This window comes from Microbacterium sediminicola, from assembly GCF_039531125.1.
GTDB lineage: Bacteria > Actinomycetota > Actinomycetes > Actinomycetales > Microbacteriaceae > Microbacterium > Microbacterium sediminicola.
Window position 1 is genome coordinate 1,088,993 of the sequence record NZ_BAAAPL010000001.1, and the last position, 20,380, is coordinate 1,109,372.

The following is a 20,380-nucleotide window of genomic DNA, read 5'->3' on the forward strand; positions in this document are numbered from 1 at the left end:
AGGGGGAACCGCAGTGGGACCGAGTGACACGTTGCCGATCCGGGGGCTCGTGGGGCTGGCAAAGGCAGAGGCCAAGCGCTGGGGTGCGCTGCGGGCGACCACCACCCACGCTGCGGCGGCGTTCGCTCAGAGCTGGCCCGCCGAGTTCACCCAGGCGTTCGGGCCCGACGGCTCACTGCAGGTCGCGCGTCTACTCGCCGCAGACAAGGCCACCGGAAGCGAAGCGGAGATCCGCAACATGATCACCGCCTCGCCGGATGCCACCGACCTGGCCCTGCGCCTTCACTCGGCGCTGCGCCCCGACCTGCTGGTGGCCGATCTGCTGACGATGCCAGACGGCTTCGACGGCACGCCCGTCGCTCCGCCCGCATCCACGGCCACACCATCCTCTACGCCCGCCCCGCCCAGTTTGCTGCGACGAGAGGAAGCCCTGAACCTTGCGGCGCGTCTGCTCAGTGCCGAACCCCTCATCCCGGCGATCATCGGTCCACGAGGCGGCGGGAAGACGAGCCTCGCCGCCGAGGTGGCGACGCTCCTGCACGAGCTTCCCACGCCGCTCCCGGTCATCTTCTTCGACCCGGGCAGCGCCACCGATGACGAGCCGGCCATGCTCCTGGGCGAGACGCTCGCTGCGCTCACCCAGCGGACCGTCGTCGTCGTCGAAGACGTCGACGACCTTGCGCGTCTGGGCACGAGCGAGCCGGACGTGTCGATCCTGCGCGAGATCTGGCGCGCCGAGCGCTTCCCCCTTGCGCGCCTGCTGGTGACCTTCACCGCACCGCATCACGAACGCCTCACGGAGCTGTACCGCGCACTCGATGACAAACTCGCCCTCGCGCCGCTCGCACCGTGGGATCCCGAGATACTGCGCGAGCTCGTCACCATGGAAGCGCGCTCGCTGACGGAGCGTCACGGCGTCGCCATCGATCGTGCGGCCGTGGATTCCGCGCTCGCGGCGCCCACGCCGTCCGACCGACTGGGGCATCCGGCTCTCGCCCTGTCACGGCTCGATGTCGCGTGCGCCCGCGCCGTCCTCACCGGCGCCGGCGGCATCTCCGGCGCCGACGTCGAGAACCCATGATGTGCTCCGCCCGCGCCATTTTCACGCCCGCAGCACCCCCGTTCGTCGCGGCGACGCAGTAGCGTCGACGTGGAGGTCGACGATGCTCCACGATGACACCATCGAAGCCCTGCAGGGGCTGCGCGGCGAACTGTTGCGGCTGCGGACCGCTGCCGTCACCGCAGAGCAGGCCACCGCTCCCGCGCTGGCGCATGTGCATCCCGTCCATGCGCGCGGAGCCGCCAATCTCGTCCACTACACGGCGCTGCGACGCCATGATCTGCGCGACCTGCAGAGTCGACTGACAGCACAGGGGCTCTCCTCGCTCGGCCGCATGGAATCAGACGTCCTGGGAAATCTCGATGCCGTGCTCGCGATGATCGCCGCGACTCTGGATGCGTCGCCCCACCGCACGCCGCCCCCGCTGACGCCCGCCGACCCGAGTTCACTCGCGCACCACACGTCCGCGCTGCTCGGGGGTGCGCCCGAGGACCGGCTCACGCGCATCATGGTGACGATGCCCACGGAGGCGGCCGAGGATCCGCAACTGGTGGCCCGTTTCGCGGCGGCAGGCATGGATGTCGCCCGGATCAACTGCGCGCACGATGATCCTGCGGCGTGGGCGCAGATGGCGGCGCACGTCCGCGCCTCGGGACGCGCCCGGATCGCCACCGACCTTGCGGGGCCGAAGGTGCGGACGGGTCCGATCGCGCCGGGACCCCGTGTGCGCAAGATCCGCCCTACCCGTGACGCACTCGGCCGCGTCACCGCCCACGCCGAAGCGTGGCTGGTCGCCGCCGGAGCGGAGGCACCCCCGGGAGCCGCCGCCATCCCCGTGCGCGATGCCCGCTGGTTGGAGGCGCTGACCGTCTGCGACACCGTCGAGTTCACCGACACCCGCGGCCGCACGCGCTACATGATCGTGTGCGAGGTGCACGAGGGCGCGGCGCGGATCGAGGGCGATCACACCGCGTACGTCGCGCCGGGCATCGTGCTCGACCATGCCGGCTACGAGACCGTGGTGACCGACATCCCCCCGATAGAGCAGCCCCTGCGCGTGGCACCCGGGGACATCCTCACGCTCACCGCCTCGCTCGAGCCGGGTTCCAGCCACGAAGGCCGCCATCGCCTCGGCTGCACTCTCCCCCAGGCGCTCCAAACGATCCGGGTCGGCGATCGGGTGCTCTTCGACGACGGCAAGATCGAGGGGCGCGTGCGCGCCGTCGAGGGCGAGAGCACCGCCCGGGGCGCCGAGATCGAGATCACGCACGCGTCTCCCCGCGGCACGAAGCTGCGGGCCGAGAAGGGGATCAACCTGCCCGACACCGATCTGCCGGTGGCAGCCCTCACCGAGGACGATCGCGCAGCGCTGGATGCGGTCGTCGCGTTCGCCGACATCGTGCAGCTCTCGTTCGTCCGCTCCCCCGCCGATGTGACCGATCTGTTCGACGCGCTGGATGCACGCGGCGCGGGTGAGATGGGCATCATCGTCAAGATCGAGACCGTGCGCGGCTTCCGCTCCCTCCCCGAGATCCTCCTCACGCTGATGCAGCGTCCGCTGGTCGGGGTCATGATCGCCCGCGGCGACCTCGGCGTCGAGGCGGGCTGGGAGCGCCTGGCCGAGGTGCAGGAGGAGATCCTGTGGCTGTGTGAGGCGGCGCACGTGCCGGTCGTGTGGGCCACGCAGGTGCTGGACTCCCTCGCCGACAGCGGCGTACCCACCCGCGCCGAAGTCACGGATGCCGCCGCCGGCGACCGTGCCGAATGCGTCATGCTCAACAAGGGCCCCCACATCGAGCAGGCGATCACCGCGCTCGATGACATCCTGCGACGCATGCACGGCCACATGGACAAGAAGAGGCCCCTGCTGCGACGCCTTCGCGCCTGGTCCCACGAGAGCTGAGGCCACCGAGGTGGCGCGCGGGACGATCGCCGCGCGTTCCCGGCGTTCGTGAGGCGCGAGTAGCCTCGTCCCGATGGGGATCTGGGACAGCACCGCACGCGCGTCGGCACGCGTGCGCTCCAGCGTTTCGGGTGCTGTCTGGGCCCGCCAACGCACGCCGCTGATCCAAGTGGTCAAGTCCGCGCTCGCGGCATCCGCGACCTGGATGCTCGGCGTCTGGCTGTTTCCGCAGCATCCGCCGATCTTCGGCGCGATCGCGGCGCTCCTGGTCGTGCAACCGAGTCTGAACCAGACGTTCACACGCGCGATCGAGCGAACCACGGGCGTGGTGGTCGGCGTCCTCGTCGCGACAGGACTGGCCCTCGCGTTCGGTTCCCCCGGCTGGGTTGTGGTCGTGGGGATCGTCCTCGGTCTGCTGATCGGCTGGATCATGCGGATGACGCCGGGAAGCGCCAACCAGATCGCCATCAGCGCGCTTCTGGTCCTCGCGATCGGGACGACCACGCCCGACTATGCGCTCGACCGGGTGCTGGAGACCCTGATGGGCGCGGCGATCGGATTCGTCGTGAACCTCGCCATCGTTCCGCCGGTCGCCGTCGCCCCGGCGCGGGAGAAGCTCGACCTGCTGGGTGAGCAGCTCGCGCAGGACATGAAGCGCCTCGCGGACGTGCTCGAGACTCCGCCGGGACCCGGCGAGCTGCCCGAGCTGCTCGTGACCGCCCGGCTGTTGCGTCCCATGCGCGACGGAGTGGCGGCCGCGATCGTGAAGGCCGAGGAGTCGCTGGCCTTCCACCCGCGCGGGCGGACATACAAGGCGCAGCTGGTAGAGCTGCAGAGCCTGCTGGATCTGTTCACCCCGATGACCACGCAGGTCGCGGGCATGACGCGCACCGTCGTGGACGGCTACGACCCGTCGCTGGCGACGGAGCCGTTCACCGCCGAGATCGTGGATGAGCTCCGCCGCGCAGCCCACGACACCAGGCGCCGCCTCCGTCGCGAAACGGCCTCTGCGCGCGAGGGGGACCCTGCCCTCACCCGGCCATTGCAGGTGATGCGTCCAGCGACAGCCAACTGGATCCTCATCGGCGCGCTGCTCGAAGATCTCCGCCGCATCCACGAACGTCTCGCCGAAGAAGGCTGACGATGCGGGAATGCCCGGCGCGGCATCCAAGTTGTATGCGCATGGATGCGTAATGAGCGCTCTCGCCACGACCGTACGGAGGACATCGTGACCACGGATCACACACTGGACGCCGCGACCGGCATGGATGCCGTGACGCTGCGCGTCGGTGACCTCGAGAACATGTCGGGGTACTACTCCGCAGCGCTCGGCCTGGCCCCGATCGAGGAGCGCACCCGCGGCGGCGAGGTGCACCGCGTGCTGGGCCGCGGCGAGATCCCCCTCGTGCGCCTGGTCCACACCCCCGATCTGCCTCCCGTGAACCCGCGGGATGCCGGGCTGTTTCACACCGCGTTCCTGTTCGACACAGCAGCTGACCTGGCCGCGACGGTCTACACCGCCGCCCAGGACTCCCGCACGCGCTTCACGGGGTCTGCCGACCACGTCGTCAGCGAGGCGTTCTACTTCACCGACCCCGAGGGCAACGGCATCGAGCTCTACACCGACCGGCCCCGCGAAACCTGGCAGAAGGTCAACGGCCAGCTGCATATGGACACCCTCCCGCTGGATCCGAACACGTACCTGCGCACGCACCTCACCGAGCAGCACCTCAACAATCTGGCCTCGACCCCCGGCAGAGTGGGACATGTCCACCTCCAGGTCGGCGACATCCCGCGCGCGCAGGACTACTACGTGAATGTGCTCGGATTCGAGGCGACCCTCAGCGGGTATCCCGGGGCGCTGTTCGCCTCGGCGGGCGGCTACCACCACCACGTCGGGATGAACACCTGGCAGAGTCGCGGTGCCGGCCCACGCGCCGCGCGCCTCGGCCTCGGTGATCTCGCGATCACCGTCCCGACCCGCGACGACCTCGACGCCCTGATCGCGCGGATGCACACCCGCGGCATCCAGGCACAGGACCTGGGCTGGGCGGTGCGCTCTCGCGACCCCTGGGGCACCGAGGTGACCGTCGCCGTCGCCGGATCCACGACCGAGCAGCTCCTCGGCGCCTAACCCCACGCCCACGCCGACCTGCACCTCCCCACGCCGAGTTGCACCTCCCCGCGTCGAGTTGCACCTCCCCGCCCCGACCTGCACCTCGCGGCGACGTCTCGCGGCGGTAGGTGACGTCATATGACGCCGCTTCCTGTCATATGACGCCACACAGCGTCACGCAATGTCGCACTCGGTCATACACGGGCGCGCGAGCGCTGCACCTCCGTAGCGTGTGAACGACAGACGTTCTCACCTACCAAGGAGCACCATGCCCGTCCTTTCCGAGGTCCTCGCCGCCAATGAGGCGTACGCCGCCGCCTTCGACAAGGGCGACCTGGCTCTTCCCCCCGCGCGCGGGTTCGCCATCCTCACCTGCATGGACGCACGCTTGGACCCTGCCAAGTACGCAGGGCTCTCCGAGGGCGACGCGCACGTCATCCGCAACGCCGGCGGCCGCGCGTCCGATGACGCCATCCGGTCGCTCGTCATCTCGTACAAGCTGCTCGGCACGAAGGAGTGGTTTGTCATCCACCACACCGACTGCGGCATGGAATTCTTCACCGACGAGGTGATCCGGGGCCTGCTGGCATCCTCGCTCGAGACCGCCGAGCTCGGTGCCGACGGCTTCCGCGACGTGGGCGAGGGGCCAGGCTCGGCCGAGGCCGCCTACATCGACTGGCTCACGATCAGCGACCAGGCCCAGGCCGTGGTCGACGATGTCGCCCGCATCAAGGCGCACCCGCTCGTCCCCTCCCGTATCCCGGTCTATGGCTACGTCTACGACGTGAGCACCGGCCGCCTCATCGAGATCCCGGCGGCCACTGCTGCCGGCGCCGCGGGCTGACACCCCACACCCTCCGGGTCTGATCATCGTCCCGAGGCGCAACTCGGCGCTGCGACCTGCAACTCGGCCCTGCGAGGTGCAACTCGGCCCTGCGAAGTGCAACTCGGCCCTGCGACGTGCAACTCGGCGCGGGGTGGTACCTCTACGCCTGGGATTCGGCGTCGAGGTACCACCAGCGGCCGGCGGCGAAGGCGAAACGGCTGCGCTCATGCTGCTCGCCGCGGTCGGCACCGTGGCGCCAGCGCGCACGGAACTCGACGATGCCCGCCTTCGCCCCACTGGCATCCGGCGCGTCAAGGATCTCCAACCCCAGCCATCGGGTGTCAGCGTCCACCCGCAGATCGTCGGGTCGGGTACGCGGATGCCACGACTCGGCGAGATACCGCGCGTCTCCGATCGCGAACGCGGTGTACCGCGAGCGCATCAGCGCCTCGGGCGATCCTGCCGGTTCGCCACGGTGGGGCGGCCCGCAACAGGCCCCGTAGATCGCCCCGGATCCGCACGGGCACGCGGCAGAATCGGCCGGGCGAGCGGGCGGAATCTGCGCCGCCGATCCAAAACTCATATGAGAAGTCTATGAACGTGGGCGCACGGGCCATTCCTTAGAGCCGTCTCAGAATCGGGCCCCGAGCATGGGGGCATGACCACCGCAACCCCGTCCCCGACGGTGACCTCCCCCGTCACCCCCGGCGTCCGCGCCGCGCCGCAGACCCGCGCGGCGGCGGCAGCGATCGGACAGGGACGCGGCGCACGCCGCGCGTGGAATCTCGCCGCCACGACCGTGATCTGGCTGACGAGCCTGTTCGTCGCCGGTCTCTGGGTCGCCGGGGGCGGCATCCAGGCACTCTTCGCCTTCGACTACGCGTCCCTGAACAGCCTGGGGCGCCTCACCGGCCTCGTCGCCTCGAACCTGCTGCTGTATCAAGTCATCCTCATGGCGCGGATCCCGTTGTTCGAGAAGGGCTTCGGCAAGGACGGCATCACCCGGATGCATCGCCTCGTCGGCTTCTGGTCGTTCTCGCTCATGATCGCCCACATTGCGCTGCTGGTCTGGGGCTACGCCGCGCAGGTCGGGATCAACCCGCTTGTCCAGCTGTGGGAGTTCGTGTGGGACTACCCCGGCATGCTGCTGGCGACCGTCGGCACCGCACTGATCGTCATAGTCGCCTTCACCTCGATGCGCACGGCCCGCAAGAAGCTGCGCTACGAGTCGTGGCACCTGCTGCATCTGTACGCCTACATCGGCGTCGGCCTCGCCCTTCCCCACCAGCTGTGGACCGGCGCCGATTTCCTCTCCTCGCCACTGGCGACCGCCTACTGGTGGACGCTGTGGGCGGTGGCCGCGGCGGCGATCCTGGTGTTCCGCATCGGGGTCCCCCTCGCCCGCACCCTCCGCCACCGCGTGAAGGTCGCCCGCGTCGAGCCCGACGGCACCGGCGGCGTCGCGGTCACCATGACCGGCCGCCACCTGGCGAGTCTGAAGGCGCGGTCCGGACAATTCTTCCTCTGGCGCTTCCTCGACGGTCCGGGAGCCTCCCGCGCCAACCCGTTCTCGCTGGCAGCGGCACCCGACGGCCGCACGATGACCATCTCGGCGCGCATCGTCGGCGACGGCACCGCGCGTCTGGCCACGCTCCGTCCCGGCACACCGGTGATGATCGAGGGCCCCTACGGCGTCATGACGGGCGCCGCCCGCACCGGGCGCAAACTCCTCATGTTCGGCGCCGGCGCCGGGGTCGCCCCGCTGGTGGCGCTCCTCGAATCCGAGCCGTACGACCGCGGAGAGGCGACGCTCATCACCCGCGACCACGCCCCGGATGCCGCTCTCCGTCAGGATGCGATCGCCGAGCTCGTACGCACCCGCGGCGTGCGCCACGTCGCCCTCCACGGCACGCGCGCCCGGACCGGCTCGTCGTGGCTGCCGAACTCGCATGCCCGCTGGCAGGGCAGCGACGCCATCCGGCACCTTGCGCCCGACCTCGACCAGTACGACGTCTTCCTCTGCGGCCCCGAACCCTGGATGGCCGCGGTGAAGACCGACCTGCGCCGCGCAGGGGTCGCCGCCGACCGCATCCATTCCGAATCCTTCACGATCTGATCGGGAGTTTCCGATGAAACGCATCCTCTTCGTGGCCCTCTCCACGATCAGCGGGCTGGTGCTGCTGTTCAGCTACCGCACCTCACTCGAGGCCGTGACGCCCTACGTCGACACCGGAGCGGCAACCACCACCGACTCGACCACGAGCACCGACTCCACCTCCACGACGACGACCGACGAGACCACGACGACCGACGAGACCACGACAGACGACGAGACCACGACAGACGACGACACCTCGAGCGCCGCCGACTCGACGACCACCACGACGTCGGGACTGGCTGACGGCACCTACACGGGGTCGGCCGTCAACACCCGCTACGGCAACGTGCAGGTCGAGATCACAGTCTCGGGCGGCGTCATCACGAGTGTCACTGTGCCCCAACATCCGAGCAACGACTCGCGCGACCGTCAGATCAACGAGAGCGCTCTGCCGATCCTCATCTCCGAGACCACCGACGCCCAGAGCAGCGACATCAGCATGGTGTCGGGGGCGACGTACACGAGCCAGGGCTACATCCAGTCGCTGCAGAGCGCGATCGATCAGGCACAGCAATGAGCGTCGCCATGAACCCCGCATCAGGAACCGACATCCGCCGCGTCTGGGTCGAGACGATCATGGGCACGGAGGTCTCCGTCCACGCCCGCGGCACCGAGGTCTTCGCTACGCTCCCCGCACTGGATGCCGCTGTCGAGGCGACCTTCGCAGAGCTCCACCGCGCCGACGCCGTCTTCTCGACCTACCGCCCCGACTCCGACATCTCGCAGATCCGCACAGGAGCCTTCGCGATCGAGGATGCCGACCCCGACGTCGCGGAGGTCGCGGACGCCTGCGCCCTCGCCGAGGAGCGGACGAACGGCCTGTTCCGCGCGAACTGGCGCGGCTGGTTCGATCCGACCGGCTACGTCAAGGGCTGGGCGGTCGAGCGTGCCGCCCGTCGCCACCTCGCCCGTGTTCTGTCCTTCCCGGGCGCGAGCGCGGTGGGCATCAATGCCGGCGGCGACATGCGGCTGTTCACCGCGGACGACAGTGACTGGGTGTGGCGCGTCGGCATCGCCGACCCACACCACCCCGGTGCGCTCGTCGCGACCGTCGAGGTGCGAAACGGCGCCGTTGCGACATCCGGCACCGCCGAACGCGGCAGCCACATCGTGGACCCCCGCACCGGCGGCAAGGCGACCCGCATCGCCAGCGCCACGGTCGTCGCCGACAGTCTCACCGAGGCCGACCTCTGGGCGACGGTCGCTGCCGTCTCCGGTGACGACCTCTCCTGGATCTCCCACGCCGACACCCGGTCGGGCGTCCTGGTGGCATCCGACGGCGGCGTCCGTCGCTGGCTCGGCGCCACCGAGATCAGCGTTCAGCCCGCGAACTCCTTCCTCGCGGCCTGACCCGCGCGACTGTCCGCCGCGCTCCCCGGCGGGCAGTCGCGCACCTTCTCTTGCGCGTCAGCGAGCCCTCTTGCGCGTCAGCGAGCCCCTGTACGCGTCAGCGAGCCGACGGGAGCGTGATCGCGAAGGTCGTGCCCGCCGGCGACGTGGAGGCCACCTCGATGCGTCCGCCGTAGCGGGCCAGGATGTCGCGCACCAGCGCGAGCCCCAGACCGAAGCCGCGCCGCTTCCCGCTCTCCCGGGCACGGGCGAACCTCTCGAAGATCCGCTCGACGTCGCCGGCATCCACCCCCGGCCCCTGGTCCGAGATGCGGAGCACGAGCGCTCCGCGCTCCGAGGCCGCACTCACCGACACAGTGCCGTCGGCGGGGCTGTGCTGGATCGCGTTGTCGAGCACCGCGACGAGCACCCGCGTGAAGGTCGCCTCCGGCATCCGCACCGCCACTGATTCGGCCGACGAGGTGATCGTGACACCGGCGCCGTCCGCCAGGGGCTGCAGCGCCGTGACCGCGGCGGCGACACCGGCCGCGACATCCGTCACCGCGGACGTGTCGTGCGCGCCCTCGGCCGCCAGCAGGAGGTCGGTGAGCACATCGTTCATGGTGGCGGCATCCGTGCGCAGCCGTTCGAGGGCCTCGGCCACGTCCCCGCCGCGCTCCAGGCGCAGCTGCGCGACCTGGATGCGGCTGGTGAGGGTCGTCAGCGGCGTCCGCAGTTCGTGGCTGGCGTCGGCGACGAAGTTGCGCTGCAGCCGCAGGGCGTCACTCAGTGGACGCACCGACCGGCGCGCGGCGTACCAGGCCACCAGCGACAGGACGATCACCCCGATCAGGCCGAGGCCGATCACCCAGGGCAGGACGTTGTCGACATCCACCACGAGCACATCGCCGTCACCGCCGTGGTGGCCGCCGGATCCGGGAGCTTCGTCGCTTTCGACGCGGGCCCGAGCCAGGATCAGCGCGACGAGGATGCCGACCCCGATCGTGATCACGAGGGCCGAGGCCGCCGCCACCCACGCGCCGACGGCGAGCGCGGCGCGCTGCACGCGGCGACGATCCCCCTCCTCTCCGGTGGGCGGGGGGTTCTTCGCGGCTCGTTGCGCGCTCATGCGGGTGCTCCCACTCGATAGCCGCGAGCGCGCACGGTCTCGACCATCTCGGGAACCGTCTTGCGGCGAAGGTAGTGGACGTAGGTGTCGACCGAGCCCGGGCCATCCCCCTCGTGGAAGACCGCCCGCAGGATCTCCTCGCGGCTGAAGACGTGCTCGGGGCTGGCGCTCAGCAGCTCCAGCAGCGCCGACTCGGTGTTGGTGAGGGCCACCCGTCCGCCGAAGGGCGAATACAGCGCCTGCGACGACGGGATGAAGGTCCAGTCGCCGAGCTGGCGCCGATCGGTCTCGGCCCGGTATCCGCGCACCAGGGCACGCAGTCGCGCGAGCAACTCGCCGTAGTCGAAGGGCTTGACGAGGTAGTCGTTGGCGCCGGCATCCAGTCCGCCGATGCGATCGTCGACCCCGCCGAGCGCCGTCAGGAGCAGGATCGGGGTCGTGATGCGCGCCTGTCGGATGGACTGGACGAGGTCGATGCCGTCGCCCCCAGGGAGCCGCCGGTCGATCACCATCACATCGAAACGCTCCTGCAGGGCGCGCGTGCGCGCCGACTCGACGTCCGCCGCGTGCGCGACCTCGTAGGACTCGCCCAGCATCTCGACGGTCATCTGGGCGATATCGGCGTCGTCCTCGACGTAGAGCACGACCGGCCGAGCACCGGATGTCTGTGGCATGGACTCCTCCTGCACGCAACGCTAGCGCGCACGCCTGTGGACAAGATCGCGCATTCGGGTGGGCGGGTTCGTACGGTGTCGGGGTGATGGTCTCTCCAGTGATACGCCGGACCCGGCCGGCGGTGTGGCTCGCGGGTGTCGTGCTGGCGGCGAGCGCGCTGGCCGGCTGCGCGTCAGAGGGGGCGGAGCCCGAGCCGTCCGCGACGGGGTTCGCGTCCGAGGCGGAGGCCTTCGCTGCCGCCGAGGCGACCTACCGGGCGTACGTCGACGCGCTGAACCAGGTGGACCTGAGCGACCCCACCACGTTCGAGGAGGTCTACCGCTGGACGACCGGGGACGCGAATGCCGCTGCTCGAGAAAGCCTGTCTCAGATGCACGCGAAAGGGTGGATCAAGACCGGCGAAAACGAGATCCGAGACGTCTTCGAACTGAACAACAGGACCGGTGTGACGGCGGGGGTGTCGATCGTCGCATGCACGGAAGTCGCGACGGTGGCGCTAACCGATTCAGACGGTAATTCGGTGGTTTCTGCCGATCGTCTCGACATACAAGCCTGGGAAGTCTCCCTCGTCCCCGATCCAGATAGTGCGACAAGACTCCTCATCACTGACTTCTACTCCTGGTCCGGTGCCCCGGCATGCTGAGCCTCCGAATCTACCTCGGACTTCTCGTCGCGATCGCTTTCGTTGTGGGGACTGGTACTGCAGCGCGCGCAAGCTCGGAGGAGTGCTGGGGAGACGGCTGGACAGGGAATTGCACCACATCCAACTCCGGGACCCAGGTCGACGTCGGCGCGAACGCCGGTCTCCCCGGGGGATCGACGGGCAACGGGTCGGGCAGCGAAGGCGCGGAGACCTCCGGCGCGGGCTACTCCGGCGGATCAGGCTCAGGCGAGCCGGATTCCGGGGGTGGCAACTCCCCCGGCTCCACATCCGACACGGCATCCGCGAGCGAGGACTGTCCCGATATCGGGTGCCGCGGCAACTACACCGTCGTGACGATCCCCGATGTCACCATCTCCGACCTGGCCAGCTTCATCCCCCACCGACCCTCCGTGACCGGCGAACCGCTCGGCTACGGCATCGCGGGCGCTCCCGCCAACCTCATCGGTGCCGCATCCACGCACGTCCTGTCCGGACCGCTCCTCGGCTGGGACGTGACCGTGCGGTTCGTCCCGGTCGGCTACGTCTTCGACCACGGCGACGGCACCTCGGCCCGCACAACGACGGGCGGGACCAGCTGGGCATCCCTCGGACTGCCACAGCTCAGCCCCACCGCCACAAGCCACGTCTACGGCTCACCGGGCCGGTATACCGTGACGCTGCGAGTGGAGTACGCGGCATCCGTCGACTTCGGCACCGGCAGATGGCGCCCCGTCTCGGGGGTCGTCACCTCCCGCCCGGCCACCTACGACCTGACGGTGCTCACCCTGCGCACAGCCCTCGTCGAGCGCACCTGCCTCGAGTCCCCCGCCGGTCCCGGGTGCTGAGAAGGCGCGGCATCACACCTCGCATCGCCCAAGCGCACACGGAGTCTCGCGCAGACGGCGCGCCTATCCGGCTTCGACCAGCGGCCAACAGATCTCGGTGAACCACGCCCACTGCGCGGGCGCCGAGAGGTCCACACCCGACGACGTCTCATCGGCCGATGCCGACGAATTCGCGACGCCGTACACCGCGTCGAGCAGAGACTCGGCGCAGAGCTCCTCGACCGTCCTGGTGCTGCCGATGCCGTAGATCGTCACGAACAGATCGCGCTGTTCATCTGTCAGCTCGACGGTGGCGGAGGTGACGTCCTCCATCGGCGCCTCGGTCACCGTCACGGTTTCGGTCACCGTAACGGTGGGGGCGGGGTCCGCGGCGGTGCATCCCGCCAGCGCTGCGACGAGCGCGACGACAGAAATACCCATGATTGTTGCTCGTAGCTGTGCATTCATGCGCGGCAACGTAACGCTGGAGCTGCCAACGCGTCGATAGACCTGGGTCTAGTGGATGCCAAACTGTGACCATGTCCACGCACTCCGATCGACTAATGCTCCTCGATTCGGCGAGTCTCTACTTTCGCGCCTTCTACGGCGTCCCGGACACGGTCCACGCGCCCGACGGGACGCCGGTCAACGCCGTGCGCGGCTTCCTCGACATGATCGCCAAGCTCGTCACCCGGTACGAACCGACGCACCTCGTCGCGTGCTGGGACGACGACTGGCGTCCGCAGTGGCGCGTCGATCTCATCCCCTCGTACAAGACGCACCGCGTCGTCGAGGCGGTTGCGGCGGGTCCGGATGTCGAGGAGGTGCCCGATCCGCTGCAGATCCAGGTGCCGATCATCCTCGAGGCCCTCGCCGCGCTCGGAATCGCCGTCATCGGTGCGCCCGAGCACGAGGCCGACGACGTCATCGGCACCCTCGCGACGACCGCCACCGGCGCCGTCGACATCGTCACCGGCGACCGTGATCTCTTCCAGCTCGTGGATGACGCCCGCGATGTCCGAGTGATCTACACCGCCCGCGGCATGAGCAATCTCGAGGACGTCACCGACGCGACGGTCGTCGCCAAGTACGGCGTGCTTCCGAGCCAGTACGCCGACTTCGCGACGCTGCGCGGCGACTCCTCCGACGGTTTGCCCGGGGTCGTCGGTATCGGCGAGAAGACCGCTGCCACCCTCTTGGCGGCGCACGGCGATCTCGCCGGCATCCGCGCCGCAGCCGCGGCGGGCGACGGGATGTCTGCAGGCGTGCGCAACAAGGTGCTCGCCGGCGGCGACTACCTGGATGTCGCCCCCGCCGTCGTGCAGGTCGTCACAGACCTCGACCTGCCCACTCCCGACACGGCCCTGCGCCCCCTGGATGCCGCTGCGCGCGCATCCGCAATCGCCCTCGCCGAGCGCTGGTCGCTCGGCATATCGGTCAGTCGGGTCATCGACGCGCTCGACCGCACCTGACCGCGACCCTGACCCCGACCACGCCCGACGGATCCGGAGCCGTACCCCGCGCCGCGGTCAGCGCGAGCGGGAGACCGCCGCGACGGCGACCAGGAGCAGCACATAGTAGAGGGCCGCCACGGCGAGCGAGAGCCACAGCACGAGATCCCATCCGCCCGTCGCCTCGTGGATCGCGCCCATGATCGGTGCCGCGAAGGCTGCCGTGCCGAATCCGCCACCCTGAACGAGGGCCGAGATCCCCGCCGCCTCGGCATCCGAGCGGGCGGCCACCACGACAGTGCTGAAGATCACGACGAACCCGCCGGCATGCCCGATCGCGCCGAAGCACAGCCACAGCGGTGCCCACTCCGGAGCGACGATCATGCCGATCACCAGCAGCAACCACGTCGCGCCGATCACGATCGCCGGCACGAAGCGGCGGGTGTAGCGGGTCAGCAGCGGCACGATGAATGCGCCCGCGATGGCCACGCCGTGATAGATCGCGGTGATGCCGCCCGCGGTCACCGCATCCAGCCCGAGTTCATCGGCCAAGAGCGTCGGCAGCCACGTCGTGAACCCGAAATACACCGCCGCCTGACTCGCATACGCCGCTGTCAGCAGCCACGGCACCGGACGACGGAAGATCGAGCGGGCCTGACGTGAGGGCACCGGAACCGGCCCGGTCAGCCCGTCGGCGTCGGCATCTCTCGTCTCTTGCGCGCCCGCCACGCGCGCGGATGCGGCCACCGACGCACGTTCGCCGGAGAAGCGCTCGCCACCCAGCTCGCGCGCTCGCGCGACGCGGCGCAGGTGGACGCCCCACAACAGCATCCCCGCGAGGGTGATGAACGACCACGAGAGCAGGGCGAGATTCCACCCGATCATCTCGGCGATCGGCACCGTCAGCATCGTGGTCAGCAAGGACCCGCCGTTGAGCATGGAGACGAAGCCGGCGGTGACGAGTGCGACACGTTCCGGGGGAACCTCGCGGCGGATGATCACCGGGATCACGACGTTTCCGACCGTGATGGAGGCACCCATCACGATCATCCCGGCGAGCATCCACCCGAACCCCGGCGCCGCGCGGATGAAGGTGCCGATGAGCACGCCGGTCAACGAGATCAAGAGCGCGAGCTCCGCACCGGCGCGACGGATGATGATCGCAGCCAGCGGCGTCAGCACCGCGAACATGAGCACGGGTGCGGTGGTCAGCAGACCCGCCGCGGCCGCGCCGATCCCGAAGTCGGCCTCGATCTCGCGCAGAACGGGTGTGGGTGAGACGATGGGGCCGCGCAGGCTGAGGGCTGCGACCAGGATCCCCGCCACCACGAGCACGCCGCCGGCGGAGCGGGCAGCGCGGGCGGAATTCACTCCACGAGTCTAGGTCTGCAGCGCGACCCGACTTGCGCGAGGTATACCCCTAGGGGTATCCTGGGGTCATCATTCAGACATCCACGGAAGGATCCCCCTATGTGCTCTCAGATCCGTTGCTCCTCGTGCGGCAAGATCACCTGGACCGGCTGCGGCATGCACGTCGAGCAGGCGCTCGCGGGTGTTCCCGAAGAGCAGCTCTGCACCTGCTGATCCCGCGGTGACGACGGCAACAGTGTCGACTTCAACGACATTGCCGGCTCTCCCCCTGCTCGAGCGCGTCGAGGCTGCCCGCGAGGTCGCTCTCGACGCGCTCACGCACGCGACCGGCACCCAGTCGCTGTGCACCCTCGGCCGCGAGCGACTGCGTGCCGCGAAGTATCACGAAGGCGCCGTGGTCGCCCTCGGCGATCTGCGTCGCGCCCTCCGCCGCGGCGAACCCGCCCCGACACCCGAAACCTGGGGGCTCGGGATCGTCGAGAAGTACGCCGCGACCAGCCCCGACTGGCGCGCCTACCTCATCGGCGGACGTGAGGCCCTCAGCGGCGTGCGCGCTTCCACGCCCGTACCCGCTCCAGCGGCCACGTCGTGAGGATCCGCTCGGCCGGCACGCCGAGCTTCTCCGCCCGCTCGGCACCGTAGTCCAGCAGTGACAGGTGACCGGGTGCGTGCGCGTCCGAATCGATCGAGAAGACGCACCCCCGCTCCAGCGCGACCTCGATCAGCTCGTCGGGCGGGTCCTCGCGCTCCGGCCGGGAGTTGATCTCCACGGCGACGCCATGCTCGGCGCAGGCCGAGAACACCCGCACCGCGTCGAAGTCCGACGGCGGCCGCGTCCCCCGCTCGCCACGCACGAGACGGCCCGTCGCGTGTCCCAGCACGTCGACGGCCGGGTTGCTCACCGCTCGCACCATCCGCCGGGTCATCGCCCCGGCATCCATGCGCAGCTTCGAGTGCACCGAGGCGACGACGACGTCCAGTTCGGCCAGTAGCTCCGGCTCCTGATCCAGTCCCCCGCCGTCGAGGATGTCGACCTCGATGCCGGTCAACAGCGTGAAGCCCTCGTCACTGAACCCGGGCGCGAGCGCCATCTGCTCGCGCAGCCGCTCGGGGCTCAGCCCGTTCGCGACCCGCAGCCGCGGAGAGTGATCGGTCAGCGCGATGTACTCGCGCCCGAGCGCTCGCGCGGCATCCACCATCGCGCGGATCGGCGTCGTGCCGTCGGACCAGTCACTGTGGGTGTGGAGGTCGCCACGCAGGAGCGAGCGCAGCGCCGAGGGTCTCACGCCGGCTCGCTCGCGCAGCTCGGCGAGGTAGTCGGGCACCGCGCCGTCGCGCGCCTGCACGATCACCGCGAAGCTCGAGTCGCCGATCCCTTTCCGTCGCCGCAGACCCGCGGTGTCGGCCAACTGCTCGGGAGTGAGCGAGGCGACCACCGCCGCCGCAGCGCGGAACGCCTTCGCTTTGTAGCGCAGCGCGCGTTCGCGCTCGAGCAGCAGGGCGATCTCCAGAAGCGCCTCGTGCGGATCCATCACCACCCCGTTTCCTCGTCCGCCCCATTCTCACGCCACCGGCCCGACATCCGCGAGGGATGACGGGCCGGTGGGGTGCGACGGGCGTCAGGAGACGAGCGTCGAGCGCTTCACGATGACGGGTGCGCTCGCGAGGCGGTGGATCGCATATCCGAACAGGATCGACAGCACGCCGATCCCCATCGCGAAGGCGGCCACGCCGAAGCTCACGACCGAGGTGAACAGCGATGCCCGCAGGAACGACGCGTTCATCATGGTCGCCCGCACCGGGTCGTCCTGGGCGAGCTCGGCGTACGTGGAGCCGCCGGAGATCCCGAGCGCGTGGTGCTGGATGATGTCGGCCTGCACGAAGGCGGTGAAGGGACCGGCGACGACCTGACCCTGGAAGGCCACCGCGTCGTCGGGGACGATGATGTTCTCTGCGCGCAGCTGCGCCGACACGGTCGCCCAGACGATGACGCCGACGATGATGAGCAGGGCACCGCCGACGATCCCGAGGATGCCGACGATCTTGACGAGGCCCATGCTGCGGGCGGGGGCTTCCACCGTGTCTGCGACGGCGACGGATTCTGACATGACGGACTCCTTGTGGGGTGCGGTGACGCATCTGAGGGATGTGAGGAGGCTGGATGTGGCCTCTTGTCGGCAACGCTAGTCCGGCTGTGAGTTACCTGTCAGGGGCCTTTGGTCATATGACGAAGGTCCCTCAGGCCGTCAGTGCGCCAGTGCGGTCGTCGCCGCAACCCACGCGTCCAACGTTGCGGCAGCAGCGCCGGAGTCGATTGCGTCTGCCGCCTGCTCCAGACCCTCCGACAGACGCTCCAGCATCGGACGACCCCGCTCGCTCGCATCCTGACTGAGTCGGTAGGCGACGATGCCGGCCGCGGTGTTGAGCAGCACGATGTCGCGTACCGGCCCGGTCTCCCCCGCCAGGACCCGGCGGACCACGGCGGCGTTGTGCTGCGGATCTCCACCGCGCAGCTCATCGAGACCCGCGAGCGGGAGGCCGAGGTCGCGGGGATCGAGGTCGTGCTCGTGCACGACGCCGCGCGAGACCTCCCAGAGCCGACTGTGACCGGTCGTGGTCAGCTCATCCAAGCCGTCGTCGCCGCGGAACACGAGCGCCGTCGCCCCGCGCGTGCGGAACACGCCCGTGATGAGCGGAACGCGGTCGAGGTGCGCGACACCCACGGCGTTCGCCTCTGCGCGCGCCGGGTTGCACAGCGGGCCGAGGAAGTTGAACACCGTCGGAACGCCCAGCTCGGCGCGCGTGGCCGCAGCGTGCCGGAACCCCGGATGGAAGGCGGAGGCGAACGCGAAGGTGATTCCGGCCCGGTTCAGCGTCTCTGCGACGGCGTCGGGACTCAGGGTCAGATCGATCCCGAGCGCCGAGAGCACATCGGAGGACCCGGATGCCGAACTCGCCGCCTTGTTGCCGTGCTTGACGACGGGGATCCCGGCGGCGGCCGCGACGATGGATGCCATCGACGAGATGTTCACGGTTCGATGACGATCCCCGCCCGTGCCGACGATGTCGAGCACCTGCGCACTCACCGGGAGCGGGAGCGCCGCCTCGAGGATCGCGTCGCGGAAGCCGACGAGCTCATCGACGGTCTCGCCCTTGGCCCGCAGGGCGATGAGGAAACCCGCCAGCTGCGAGCGCGTCGCATCCCCCGACATGATCTGGCGCATCGACCACGTGGACTCGGCCACCGACAGGTCGTTCCCACCCAGCAAAGCCGTGAGAATCTCGGGCCACGAGTACGTCTGCGTCATGCTGACGAGCGTAGCGGGCACCCCCAAGTGAGGGTCGCCTAACTATCCCGGACCCGAAAATCGGGGGTGTCTCGTGCCAAACTCATGGTCAATCTTCAGCCATAATGAAGAACGTGACCACGACTTCAGCGACGTATTCCCAGGCCATGCGGTCGGTCAAACGACCCGATCCGGTCGCCGTCGGCACGATCGTGTGGCTCGGCAGCGAGGTCATGTTCTTCGCCGGCCTGTTCGCGATCTACTTCACACTGCGCAGCACCTCCCCCGAGTTGTGGGCGCAGGAGACGCAGCTGCTGAACGTGCCGTTCGCCGCGATCAACACCACGATCCTGGTGCTGTCCTCGGTGACGTGCCAGATGGGTGTCTTCGCGGCCGAGCGATTCCAGCCCTACACGGTGCGCAAGGCCAACGGGCGGCGCAGCTGGGGAATGGTCGAGTGGTTCTGGCTGACCTTCGCCCTGGGCGCGATCTTCGTGTCGGGTCAGGTGTGGGAGTACGCCCAGCTGGTCACCGAGGGCATGCCGATCCAGGCCAACGCCTACGCCTCGGCCTTCTACCTCACGACGGGCTTCCACGCGTTGCACGTCACCGGCGGCCTCATTGCCTTCCTCCTCGTGATCGGTCGCGCGTTCGCCGTCAAGAACTTCGGACGCAAGGAAATGACCTCCTCGATCGTCGTGTCGTACTACTGGCACTTCGTCGACGTGGTCTGGATCGCCCTGTTCTTCGTCATCTACTTCCTGAAATAAACGAGCGGAGCTGACTACCTTCATGGCACGCAACACCAAGCGCCGCTCGAACGGCCGCCGGAGCCCCTGGGCGGCGACCGCACTCATCGGACTGGGCCTGCTGATCACCGGCGGCATCTACGCCGGCGCATCCGCTGCCGTCGCCGCCACCACCCCGGAGACCGCGACCGCTTCGACTCTTTCGGTCGACGACGGAGAGGTGCTGTTCAACGCGAACTGCGCCACCTGTCACGGTCTGGACCTGGCCGGCACCGAGAACGGCCCGTCGCTCTACGGCGTCGGTGAGCTCGCGGTCGAGTTCCAGATGGGCACCGGACGCATGCCGCTGCAGATGCAGGGCCCGCAGGCCCCACAGAAGCCGGTGCAGTTCACCGATGACCAGATCCTCGCCATCGCCGAGTACGTCCAGACGATGGCCCCTGGGCCGACCTTCCCGTCCGAGGAGATCCTCGACGGTGAGGGCGACATCGCCCGCGGCGCAGAGCTCTTCCGCATCAACTGCGCCATGTGCCACAACGTCGCCGGTGCCGGCGGTGCGCTCACCGAGGGCAAGTACGCCCCCGCGCTCACCGAGACCAGCGCCCTGCACATCTACGCGGCCATGGTCACCGGCCCGCAGAACATGCCGGTCTTCAACAACATGTACCTGACCGAAGAGGACAAGCGCGACATCATCTCGTCGCTGCTGTACATGCAGGAGACCGCCTCCCCCGGTGGCGAGAAGCTCGGCTCGCTCGGCCCCGTGGCCGAGGGCCTGTTCATCTGGATCTTCGGCATCAGCGCCCTGATCGCGATCACGGTGTGGATCACCGCGAAGTCCAACTGACACGACCCGCAA

Annotated in this window: 22 protein-coding genes; 14 read left to right on the plus strand and 8 right to left on the minus strand. The window is 69.4% G+C overall.

Features of this window, described 5'->3' with window-relative positions; all coding sequences use genetic code 11:
* Nucleotides 1-13 precede the first annotated feature (13 nt).
* The 5 genes from ABD206_RS05090 (at nt 14) to ABD206_RS05110 (ending at nt 5,923) form a co-directional block, all read left to right on the plus strand.
* On the plus strand, nt 14-1,081 hold the full coding sequence (locus ABD206_RS05090; RefSeq protein ID WP_344070059.1) for a hypothetical protein: 1,068 nt from the start codon (nt 14-16) through the stop codon (nt 1,079-1,081).
* Nucleotides 1,082-1,163: 82 nt separating this feature from the next.
* On the plus strand, nt 1,164-2,963 hold the full coding sequence (locus ABD206_RS05095) for a pyruvate kinase (protein WP_344070061.1): 1,800 nt from the start codon (nt 1,164-1,166) through the stop codon (nt 2,961-2,963).
* A 73-nt stretch (nt 2,964-3,036) separates the two neighbouring features.
* Entirely contained in the window at nt 3,037-4,104 is a 1,068-nt protein-coding gene (locus ABD206_RS05100; protein WP_344070063.1) for an FUSC family protein, read from the plus strand.
* 45 nt (nt 4,105-4,149) lie between these two features.
* Nucleotides 4,150-5,097 (plus strand): VOC family protein, encoded by a 948-nt coding sequence (locus ABD206_RS05105; RefSeq protein ID WP_425561157.1) that lies wholly within the window; start codon nt 4,150-4,152, stop codon nt 5,095-5,097.
* A 250-nt stretch (nt 5,098-5,347) separates the two neighbouring features.
* Nucleotides 5,348-5,923 carry a beta-class carbonic anhydrase gene (locus ABD206_RS05110; RefSeq protein ID WP_344070065.1) on the plus strand — a complete coding sequence of 192 codons (576 nt, stop codon included), beginning with the start codon at nt 5,348-5,350 and terminating at the stop codon, nt 5,921-5,923.
* Nucleotides 5,924-6,065: 142 nt separating this feature from the next.
* Here ABD206_RS05110 and ABD206_RS05115 read toward each other — a convergent pair whose 3' ends face one another.
* Nucleotides 6,066-6,488 carry a YchJ family protein gene (locus tag ABD206_RS05115; protein ID WP_344070067.1) on the minus strand — a complete coding sequence of 141 codons (423 nt, stop codon included), beginning with the start codon at nt 6,486-6,488 and terminating at the stop codon, nt 6,066-6,068.
* A gap of 75 nt (nt 6,489-6,563) precedes the next feature.
* On the opposite strand from ABD206_RS05115, the gene ABD206_RS05120 reads away from it, so the two are divergent.
* Genes ABD206_RS05120 through ABD206_RS05130 form a run of 3 tightly spaced genes read left to right on the plus strand, consistent with a single transcriptional unit; the run spans nt 6,564 to nt 9,413 of the window.
* Complete coding sequence (locus ABD206_RS05120; RefSeq protein ID WP_344070069.1) at nt 6,564-8,021, plus strand: ferredoxin reductase family protein; 1,458 nt, start codon at nt 6,564-6,566, stop codon at nt 8,019-8,021.
* Nucleotides 8,022-8,034: 13 nt separating this feature from the next.
* Nucleotides 8,035-8,580: an FMN-binding protein gene (locus tag ABD206_RS05125; protein WP_344070071.1), complete on the plus strand. Its 546-nt coding sequence runs from the start codon at nt 8,035-8,037 to the stop codon at nt 8,578-8,580.
* Nucleotides 8,581-8,588: 8 nt separating this feature from the next.
* Nucleotides 8,589-9,413: an FAD:protein FMN transferase gene (locus ABD206_RS05130; protein WP_344070073.1), complete on the plus strand. Its 825-nt coding sequence runs from the start codon at nt 8,589-8,591 to the stop codon at nt 9,411-9,413.
* Nucleotides 9,414-9,510: 97 nt separating this feature from the next.
* Here ABD206_RS05130 and ABD206_RS05135 read toward each other — a convergent pair whose 3' ends face one another.
* Together ABD206_RS05135 and ABD206_RS05140 are read right to left on the minus strand one after the other, a co-directional pair.
* On the minus strand, nt 9,511-10,521 hold the full coding sequence (locus ABD206_RS05135) for a sensor histidine kinase (protein ID WP_344070075.1): 1,011 nt from the start codon (nt 10,519-10,521) through the stop codon (nt 9,511-9,513).
* Nucleotides 10,518-11,195, minus strand: coding sequence for a response regulator transcription factor (locus ABD206_RS05140; protein ID WP_344070077.1), 678 nt, complete (start codon nt 11,193-11,195; stop codon nt 10,518-10,520). The genes ABD206_RS05135 and ABD206_RS05140 overlap by 4 nt, the downstream gene beginning before the upstream one ends.
* Nucleotides 11,196-11,335: 140 nt before the next feature.
* On the opposite strand from ABD206_RS05140, the gene ABD206_RS05145 reads away from it, so the two are divergent.
* Nucleotides 11,336-11,839, plus strand: a complete 504-nt coding sequence (locus tag ABD206_RS05145) for a hypothetical protein (protein ID WP_344070079.1) — start codon at nt 11,336-11,338, stop codon at nt 11,837-11,839.
* Nucleotides 11,833-12,684: a PKD domain-containing protein gene (locus ABD206_RS05150; RefSeq protein ID WP_344070081.1), complete on the plus strand. Its 852-nt coding sequence runs from the start codon at nt 11,833-11,835 to the stop codon at nt 12,682-12,684. The genes ABD206_RS05145 and ABD206_RS05150 overlap by 7 nt, the downstream gene beginning before the upstream one ends.
* A gap of 63 nt (nt 12,685-12,747) precedes the next feature.
* Here the strand turns inward: ABD206_RS05150 and ABD206_RS05155 are convergent, their stop codons facing one another.
* Nucleotides 12,748-13,104 carry a hypothetical protein gene (locus ABD206_RS05155; protein WP_344070083.1) on the minus strand — a complete coding sequence of 119 codons (357 nt, stop codon included), beginning with the start codon at nt 13,102-13,104 and terminating at the stop codon, nt 12,748-12,750.
* Nucleotides 13,105-13,202: 98 nt separating this feature from the next.
* Here ABD206_RS05155 and ABD206_RS05160 point away from each other — a divergent pair, with 98 nt between their 5' ends.
* The gene (locus tag ABD206_RS05160) at nt 13,203-14,135 is read left to right on the plus strand and encodes a 5'-3' exonuclease (protein ID WP_344070085.1); all 933 of its coding nucleotides are present in this window, start codon (nt 13,203-13,205) and stop codon (nt 14,133-14,135) included.
* Nucleotides 14,136-14,192: 57 nt separating this feature from the next.
* On the opposite strand, the gene ABD206_RS05165 is transcribed toward ABD206_RS05160, so the two are convergent.
* Complete coding sequence (locus ABD206_RS05165) at nt 14,193-15,485, minus strand: MFS transporter (protein ID WP_344070087.1); 1,293 nt, start codon at nt 15,483-15,485, stop codon at nt 14,193-14,195.
* A 235-nt stretch (nt 15,486-15,720) separates the two neighbouring features.
* Here ABD206_RS05165 and ABD206_RS05170 point away from each other — a divergent pair, with 235 nt between their 5' ends.
* Nucleotides 15,721-16,077 carry a hypothetical protein gene (locus ABD206_RS05170; RefSeq protein ID WP_344070088.1) on the plus strand — a complete coding sequence of 119 codons (357 nt, stop codon included), beginning with the start codon at nt 15,721-15,723 and terminating at the stop codon, nt 16,075-16,077.
* On the opposite strand, the gene ABD206_RS05175 is transcribed toward ABD206_RS05170, so the two are convergent.
* From ABD206_RS05175 to trpD, 3 genes are all read right to left on the minus strand, one after another.
* Entirely contained in the window at nt 16,025-17,017 is a 993-nt protein-coding gene (locus ABD206_RS05175; protein ID WP_344070090.1) for a PHP domain-containing protein, read from the minus strand. The two genes, ABD206_RS05170 and ABD206_RS05175, sit on opposite strands and share 53 nt — an antisense overlap.
* 87 nt (nt 17,018-17,104) lie before the next feature.
* Nucleotides 17,105-17,593, minus strand: a complete 489-nt coding sequence (locus ABD206_RS05180; protein WP_344070092.1) for an aromatic ring-opening dioxygenase LigA — start codon at nt 17,591-17,593, stop codon at nt 17,105-17,107.
* A gap of 138 nt (nt 17,594-17,731) precedes the next feature.
* The gene (gene trpD / locus ABD206_RS05185) at nt 17,732-18,793 is read right to left on the minus strand and encodes an anthranilate phosphoribosyltransferase (protein WP_344070094.1); all 1,062 of its coding nucleotides are present in this window, start codon (nt 18,791-18,793) and stop codon (nt 17,732-17,734) included.
* 104 nt (nt 18,794-18,897) lie between these two features.
* On the opposite strand from trpD, the gene ctaE reads away from it, so the two are divergent.
* Nucleotides 18,898-19,542: an aa3-type cytochrome oxidase subunit III gene (ctaE, locus tag ABD206_RS05190; protein ID WP_344070096.1), complete on the plus strand. Its 645-nt coding sequence runs from the start codon at nt 18,898-18,900 to the stop codon at nt 19,540-19,542.
* 22 nt (nt 19,543-19,564) lie between these two features.
* Complete coding sequence (gene qcrC, locus ABD206_RS05195; protein WP_344070098.1) at nt 19,565-20,368, plus strand: cytochrome bc1 complex diheme cytochrome c subunit; 804 nt, start codon at nt 19,565-19,567, stop codon at nt 20,366-20,368.
* The last annotated feature ends 12 nt before the right edge of the window (nt 20,369-20,380 follow it).